This window comes from Mesorhizobium sp. M5C.F.Ca.IN.020.32.2.1 (genome assembly GCF_004023105.1).
Taxonomy (GTDB): domain Bacteria; phylum Pseudomonadota; class Alphaproteobacteria; order Rhizobiales; family Rhizobiaceae; genus Mesorhizobium; species Mesorhizobium wenxiniae.
The window spans coordinates 1-7,808 of sequence record NZ_RZSX01000232.1 but is presented as its reverse complement, the minus strand read 5'-3'; the positions used below and the strand labels follow the sequence as shown (position 1 = coordinate 7,808).

Annotated in this window: 7 protein-coding genes; 5 read left to right on the top strand and 2 right to left on the bottom strand. The window is 61.2% G+C overall.

Annotated features, from left to right (window positions below):
* Positions 1 to 150: 150 nt before the first annotated feature.
* Together EOA86_RS13935 and EOA86_RS13930 are read right to left on the bottom strand one after the other, a co-directional pair.
* Positions 151 to 822, bottom strand: coding sequence for a hypothetical protein (locus EOA86_RS13935; protein ID WP_128342172.1), 672 nt, complete (start codon positions 820 to 822; stop codon positions 151 to 153).
* 764 nt (positions 823 to 1,586) lie between these two features.
* Positions 1,587 to 1,904, bottom strand: a complete 318-nt coding sequence (locus tag EOA86_RS13930) for a hypothetical protein (protein ID WP_127209332.1) — start codon at positions 1,902 to 1,904, stop codon at positions 1,587 to 1,589.
* A 512-nt stretch (positions 1,905 to 2,416) separates the two neighbouring features.
* On the opposite strand from EOA86_RS13930, the gene EOA86_RS13925 reads away from it, so the two are divergent.
* From EOA86_RS13925 to EOA86_RS13905, 5 genes are all read left to right on the top strand, one after another.
* Positions 2,417 to 3,298 carry an ABC transporter permease gene (locus EOA86_RS13925; RefSeq protein WP_128342170.1) on the top strand — a complete coding sequence of 294 codons (882 nt, stop codon included), beginning with the start codon at positions 2,417 to 2,419 and terminating at the stop codon, positions 3,296 to 3,298.
* A complete protein-coding gene (locus EOA86_RS13920) occupies positions 3,299 to 4,087 on the top strand; it encodes an ABC transporter permease (RefSeq protein WP_128342169.1) in 789 nt (262 codons plus the stop codon).
* 10 nt (positions 4,088 to 4,097) lie between these two features.
* The gene (locus EOA86_RS13915; protein ID WP_127208354.1) at positions 4,098 to 5,180 is read left to right on the top strand and encodes an ABC transporter ATP-binding protein; all 1,083 of its coding nucleotides are present in this window, start codon (positions 4,098 to 4,100) and stop codon (positions 5,178 to 5,180) included.
* 157 nt (positions 5,181 to 5,337) lie between these two features.
* Positions 5,338 to 6,483, top strand: coding sequence for an extracellular solute-binding protein (locus EOA86_RS13910; RefSeq protein ID WP_127208355.1), 1,146 nt, complete (start codon positions 5,338 to 5,340; stop codon positions 6,481 to 6,483).
* A gap of 85 nt (positions 6,484 to 6,568) precedes the next feature.
* Positions 6,569 to 7,808 (top strand): GMC family oxidoreductase N-terminal domain-containing protein (locus EOA86_RS13905; RefSeq protein WP_128342167.1); only part of this gene is annotated, 1,240 nt, incomplete at its 3' end.

Here is a 7,808-nt window from a genome sequence, read left to right as displayed (position 1 = left end):
GTAAACCTGCCATGCTGGCTGTTGCTGCTGCGCGCTCAGAAGAAAATAGCCCGCCCCGAGCGCAATTGCGATCGAAACGACAATTCCGGTCAAGATCATGCCCATCCCGCCTTCTCCCTTTCTCACCTGCTCAAAGTCGCAGTCATGCTCTCATTTCGGCGTCTGCGTCTGCTGCGCTGGATCCTGCCCCGTCGCAGGTGGATTGCCAGATCCGGATGACTGGGGGACCTCACCGGATTTTTGCTGAAACTGCAGGTCGAGCGCCGCCAGTGAAAGCAACGGCGGCGGCATGGCGACGCCGGCCACTCTCATTTGCCGCGCGGTCTTCTGGCATTGTGCAATGTCATTGGCGGCGGCCAGTTCCTCCGCTTTCGCGACATCTATCACGGAATCCTTGGGGGTGCTCGACGTATCGGAGGGGGGCAACGGCGCGGCCCTGCTTTCCTTCTGGGGCGCGTTCGTGGCCGATCCGCTGGCCACCTTCTCCTTGTTCGGTTGTGGAGAGTCGCTGGCAACTCCAGATTGCCCCGTAATTTTCTGCGCCGAGCCCGTTCCGGTCTCCGGCTTGGCGGGCGCGGCTGCGCTGCTAGTAGATGTGCCAGCTTGCTGAGCCGGGGCAGCAGCGGTCGGGGTAGCCGCTTCGGCAGGCGCCTTCATGAAGGCGAGGAGCTCTTGGCAGAGATTTGCGGGCCCGCCTGCCTGCTGGGCAACAGGCATAGCAGTGTCGGCTGCTGGAGCCGTAGCCTCGGGGGCAGTGCTCGTCTGCGCCAGCGATGTTGACGCCGACAGCGCGACGATTCCTGCGAGAACCATTTCTTTCATCGCTTTGCTCCTTCCCTAATGAAAGTCACCCGCTTGGCTGACAACATAACGCCGGAGGGTGCCCGAACGATCCATGGACTTGCAAGGCCTAACCTGCCCCGCAATTCGGCCGCGGTCTCGCCCGCGGCCTTCATGGATTTTTGGCGCAACGAATGCACCCCGCCCCCGCAGCAGAACCTGAAACGCGGCCCTGGAGGCGTTACGGCGACCTTTCGGACCTGAGAAAAGCCGACATGTGCTAACGTTCTGTCGATATCGTGATGGGCGACGCCGATCAGCGGCAGTCGAGCTACCGCCTGCTCACGCCCCGAATGGGATCTTGATCAAACGTCGCCAAGGTATCGCGGCAGGGTGTAAGCAATGATCGAATCGCCTGCCTCGGTGCCGGTTGATCTGTGGCCGCCGGTCACCAGACCAGGTCCTGACGCCCGTCCGCACCCTGGGAGGTAAAGGGGGTTGCCCTGTCCGCCGGCCGTAGTAAACAGCGACGCCGACCAGGTCATCGTCGCCAAGCTGGCAACCACCATCCAGGAGCGCTGCCGGCTATTTCGTACGTGAGCGGAGGCCTCGAAAGTCCGCAGATCGCAGCCTGGTGTGCGAGATTCTAGAGGGTGGCGAGGCCGCCTTTCCAGACGATCCGAGGCCGCGACCGCTTTCTCCACTGGGTACAAAGCATGCCATTAGTAAGGAGATCGATGGTTGCTATCGCGGCCGTCTAGTGTCGCAGTCCGACATGTTCTCGCTTGTTGGCTTTTCTAGCTCGCCTAATATTCACGTGGATGACTCGTCTGTTTCGTCAGCTGGCCAACTTCTTCAGAATTGCTTTCATCGACGCCAAGCAAGTAAGACCAAGCAGCGTCATAGGCGGCCAGCTTTATCTGTGAAAGCGCAACTTGCCGCTCGGAGTAGTTAGAAATCAGTGCGCCCGAAGCTTGCCCATGAGCTAGGACGGCGGCAGACACCCCGGTCAACAAAGCCAAGAAAACTACGCGTTTTACCGATGCACTTCCTCTCATTCCTTTCTCCAGCAATCCAATATCGTGGCGATTATATCGATCTAACGTTAAGCCGGTCGCCTTCACATAGCAAGTGCAAAGGCGCAAAGCTCGGCGCCAGCTTCGGGTGTTTCGGTCTACATCGTAAGTAGTCAGGCTCGGTGTTTCGACACGCGAAGCACAGTGGACAAGAGCGCATCCTCTCCTAGTGGCGGGCTAAGCCATTCGCCTAACGCCTTGGTTGGCGGCAAAGAGATTTGCCCAACGCGCGACCTAGTCAACTTCTACCGCTGCAACGCTCTGTAGGGTCTAGTCGTAGCGCTGATAGAGAAGCGCATCAGCGCACAGCGTGCTTCATCCAGCTTCACCAAACCCCCTTTTGCGAAATTGTGTGCAGGGCCGGGACCTGAACAACTGTGAGAGATTAAGCAAGCAGTCGGTGCACTGTTGATCGGCACGGCGGGGAACGATTAGCGCTCCCTGCCCGGCGGAGACCATCCGTGCCGTCTTCGAGCCTGTAGACGGCCGGTGCGAATGGTCCCTGGAAGCGGAGGGGACTCGCCTACGCCTAACGCTATCCGCCCAAAGTGGGGTGACGAATGAGTCTCATGCGAACAAGGACCAACGCGACACTGGCGGCGCCGACGGTCATCTACATGGTAGCATTCTTCGTCGTGCCCAGTCTCATCCTGTTCGCCTACAGCTTCTGGTCGTCGGCATCCTACCGCATCATCCCCGATTTTCAGTGGGGCAACTATCTCGACTCGCTGACATCGCCCGCATTCTGGAAAGTAACGATAAATGCGGTCCGTATCGGCTTGCTGACGGCGACGATCACGCTCATCCTTTCCATTCCGGTCAGCTACTACCTCGTCTATGTCAGTCGCTCCCAGATCATCCTCTATCTGATCCTGCTCACCTGGTTTTCCAGCTATCTCGTGCGCATCTATGCGTGGCGGACGCTGCTGGGAACGAATGGCGTCCTGAACACGGTGCTGCTCCAGCTCGGCATTATCGACGAACCAGTCAGCGCTCTTCTGTTCAATTCCTTCGCCGTTACCATCACTCTGGTTCACATCTATCTCCCGTTCTGCATCCTGCTGGTGGTGGCATCCCTCAGTGAGATCAAACGCGAACTGCTCGATGCTGCCCGCGATCTCGGTACTTCGTCTTTGGGTGCGTTCTTCAGGGTCATCGCGCCGAATGCTGCCAACGGCCTCGTCGGCGCCTTTATGCTGACCTTCATCCTGGTCGCCGGCGACTACGTCACGCCACAGATGCTCGGCGGCTCGTCCGGCCAGACCACTGGCCTGCTGATCGCCGACCAGTTCCGCAAGACCGGAAACTGGCCGCTGGGAGCGGCGCAGGCATTCGTCATGTTCGCAGTATCGGTGCTCCTCTACGTCGCCATCGTCGCACTTGGTCGCATGAGCGGCGTCATCATCAATCGTCGGCGTCCGGTTGCAAGCGCGGAGGCATAGATGCTGCTCAAGCTCATTGTCTGGACGACCCTCGGCTTTCTTCTTGCGCCGCTGCTGATCATCGTCCTGTTCAGCTTCCACGCATCGCCGTCACTGTCTTTCCCCTTCACCGGCTTCAGCCTGCGCTGGTACGAGGAGCTGCTCGGCAATCCGCAGTTGAGCGCCGCCGTACTGAAAAGCCTCGTCATCGCTTTGATGACGGCCACTATCACGCTCGTGCTAGGCGCCACCGCGTCGCTGGCGTGGTTGCGCTTCGGCCGTATGGGGCGGGGTCTCATCGAGGTCCTTACCGTGACGCCGATCGCGCTGCCCGGCCTTTTCGTCGGCGTCTCACTCCTCGTCCTCTTCGCCCAAGCTGGCGTGCAGCTGTCGACCGTCACCATCGTCATTTCGCACGTGGTCGTTGCCATTCCCATCATGATCGTTGCAATGAGGGCCCGCCTGACACTATTCGACCTGTCACTCGAGGAGGCGGCACGAGACCTCGGCGCCGGCCAGAGAAAAACCTTCGCGCGCGTTACGCTGCCGCTGATCGCACCGACGCTGATCTCGTCCTCCATCCTCGCCTTCGCCGTCTCCTTCGACGAGTTCGTCGTCACCTCCTTCGTGGCGGGCACCGAGACGACGCTGCCGATGTACATCTGGTCGATGATGCGGCGCACTGTGACGCCGTTGATCAACGCCATCTCGACGCTGGCGCTCGCTTTCTCCGCTGCCATTCTGATCGGCGCCTGGGTGATCGGTAGATTGCGCCGCAATTCGTCCATCGCCAGCCGCGAAGCGCCCTGAGGAGCCCAGCATGACCCCTCCCCGACCCATCATTGAAATTCGCGCCGGCAAGAAGGTTTTTGGCAGCTTCACGGCGCTGTCCGAGATCAACCTCGCGATCGAGGAGGGCGAGATCCTGACCCTGCTCGGACCGAGCGGCTGTGGCAAGACCACGCTCATGCGTCTGATCGCAGGCTTCGACACGCTGACGCAGGGCTCGATGCGCATCGGCGGCGTCGATGTCGCCGGCGTGCCACCCGAACGTCGGCCGGTCAACATGGTGTTCCAGCGATACGCTCTCTTCCCGCATCTGGACGTCTTTGAAAACGTGGCCTTCGGCCTGAAAGTCAAAGGCTTGCCTAAGGACGAGATCAAGGAGCGGGTTCAGCGTATGCTCCACATCGTCCAGCTCGACAGCTTCGCCAACCGCTATATCGACCAGATCAGCGGCGGTCAGAGCCAACGCGTGGCGTTGGCCCGGGCACTGGTGAACGGGCCGAAGGTCCTGCTGCTCGATGAGCCGCTCGCCGCCCTCGACCTCAAGATCCGGCAGCATATGCTGGCCGAAATGAAGCGCATTCACGCCGAGTCCGGCACCACCTTTGTCTATGTCACGCACGATCAAGATGAAGCCATGATCCTGTCCGATCGCGTCGCGCTGATGGAGAAGGGACGGATCGTCCAGCTCGATCGCCCCGAGGACATGTATGCCAGGCCGAAGTCGCTGTTCGCGGCGAAATTCCTCGGCGAGACCAACCTCTTCGAGGCCAGGGTAACCCACGTCAACGGCGTCGGTACGACGGCGGTGACGCCATCGGGCATCCGCTTCCTGGCAAGCGACGCGAACGCATCTCAGGATGACAGCGTAACGATCTCAATCCGCCCGGAATCACTGAGCTTCCAGTCCGGTGATGCGGCTCCGCAGTCTGTCGAGGGCACGGTCGAAGACATCGTCTTCATCGGCAGCCGTTCGTTCTACACCGTCCGACTTGACGATCAATCCAGCGTCCGGATTCAGGTTCAGCGCAACGCCCGAAACGTCCCGCCCGCCTTGCACGCCCGCACCAAGGTCTTCTGGGACGCCGCCAACGTTGTGATGCTGCCGCGCCCTTGAACCCGTTCAAGCCTGCCGACCGCGGGCGGCACCGTCCTCGCAATGTGACGCACATCTCGCGTCATCAGACGACGGCAATCTCGGCCATGCGAAATTGTGAAAACGCGGGCCACGCGGGACACTTCAAAGGCGAAGAAACATCAACAGGGGAACTGAGATGAGACGAATTTGGTCGACGGACGAAATCATGCAGATGGCGATGGGGCGCCGCACTTTCCTGCGCGGCGCCGGTGCCGTGGCAGGCGCTGTGGCGCTCGGCCCGTTCATCCCTCACTTGGCGCACGCCGCCAGTGGCGACTTGCAGATCATGGCCTGGGAAGGCTGGGAACTGACCGAGGAACTGGCCGACTGGCGCGCCAAGAACGGCATCAATGTCGAAGTGAGCGCGATGGGCAATCAGGACGACGTGACCACGAAATTCAGCGTGCCGAACCCGCCGCCTTTCGATGCCGCGGAATACAACCAAGGTTATGCAGACCTCTATATCGACGTGCTCAAGATCGCCAACCCGCTCGATAAGGCCAAGCTGCCCAACTACAACAAGGACAACCTCTTCGACGTCTTCTACGACAAGCCGACTTGGTATCGGAATGGTCAGCTTTACGGCGTGCCCTATGCCTGGGGACTCAACGCGCTCGTCTACAATCCGGCGCTGATGGAGAAGCCAACTTCCTATGAGGACCTGCTCAAGCCCGAGATGAAAGGCAAGATCGCCTTCGTCGACGACACGCTCGCCACTTGGCCGATCGCAGCTCGCATGGCCGGCCTCGGGGACAAGTTCCCGAATGTTTCGCGCGACGAGATGAAGGCGATCTTCGACAATCTTACGAAGTACCGCGACCAGTCGCGCATTATCAGCCTGACCTATGGCGACCTCGTCTCGCTGTTCGTTTCGGGCGAGGTGGCCGCGCTCTTCTGCGGCTGGACGGGCATTCCGGTGGAGACCGCCAAGCAAGGCGTAAAGACCGAATACACGATACCGAAGGAGGGCGCTGGCACATGGTGCGACGCGTGGTTCATGCCGCCTTCGGTCGACAACGAGGATGCCGCCTATGCCTTCTTCGACATGGCGATCTCGCCGGAAGTTCAGGCGAAAGTCACAACGCGCAACGCCGCGGGCGTTGTGTCGCCGAAAGCGCTCGATCTGCTGCCGCCGGAGACGAGGGCGCTGTTCGACTATTCCGACGTCGAGGGTATCTTCAAGTCGTCGCCGCTGCTCGGCATTCCGCCGCTCGAATCGTCCGAGTTCGCGACCTATGCCGACTGGGTGGCGGCATGGAACGAATTCAAGGCCGCCGCGTGACCGGTACCTCCCAGGGCTGATGCCCGCTCAGAGAGGCGGCCCCACCGACTGCGGCCGCCTCTCTGCTTGCGTGACGGATGGACAGATGCCTGACTATGTCGTGATTGGCGGTGGCTCGGCCGGATGCGTTGTCGCCTCACGTCTCTCCGAAGACCCCAGGACGTCGGTGCTGCTTCTCGAGGAGGGTCCGGAAGACCGGAACATCGCGATCCACCTGCCGGCGATGGTCTACAAGACCGCGACAGGCAACCTGCTCCAGCGCTTCGCGCAGGAACCGACGGCCGGGAACCCCAAGGCCTCGACGCCGACGATGGTCCAGGCGCGCGTGCTGGGCGGCGGCTCCTCCGTCAATGCCATGCTGTATGTACGCGGCATCCCGTCCGACTATGACAGCTGGGCAGCCGACGGTGCCGAAGGATGGTCCTATGTGGATGTTCTGCCGTTTTTCACAAAGGCCGAGGACAACGACACGCTGGCGGGCCCTGCACATGCGCGAGGCGGCCCGCTGCACGTATCCAGTCCCGAGCACGTCAGCCCGCTGACCAAGATATGGCTGCAGGCCTGCCAGCAGGCGGGCATTCCCTATGTTGCCGACTTCAACGGCGGCGAGCAGGCCGGCTCAGGTCTCTATCAACTCACGCTGCGCAACGGCCGCCGAGCCAGTGCGGCCGTGTGCTATCTGAAGCCGGCGCGCAAGCGATCCAATCTTTCGGTGCAGACCGGCAGCCGGGTTCTTCGCATCCTCTTCGAGGGCAAGCGGTCGATCGGCGTCGAATATGTGCGCGGCGGCGTCCGCACCGTGGCGACGGCCGAACGCGAGGTGATCCTGTCGGCCGGAGCAATCAACTCGCCACGGCTGCTGCTTTTGTCCGGAATCGGTCCCGGCGCGCATCTGAACGAACTCGGCATCCCGGTGGTCCATGATTTGCCCGGCGTCGGCCGCGGTCTCCAGGACCACATGGATGTCTACCTGATCTATGAGCTGAATGGTCCTCATGGTTACGACAAGTACAAGAAGCTGCCCTGGAAGGCTTGGGCGGGACTGCAATATGTGCTCTTTCGCAATGGTCCGGCCTGCTCCAACATCATCGAGGGCGGCGCCTTCTGGTGGGCCAATCGCGAAGATCCGCACCCCGACATCCAGTTCGCCTTCTTAGCCGGTTCCGGCATAGAGGACGGCGTTGCGCCAGTCGAAAGCGGCTATGGCTGCACGCTCAATGCCTGCCATATCCGGCCACGTTCCCGCGGTTTCCTCGAGTTGCGTTCGCCCAACCCGGCTGACGCGCCGCGAATTGTCCCGAACTATCTATCGGACCCGTACGATC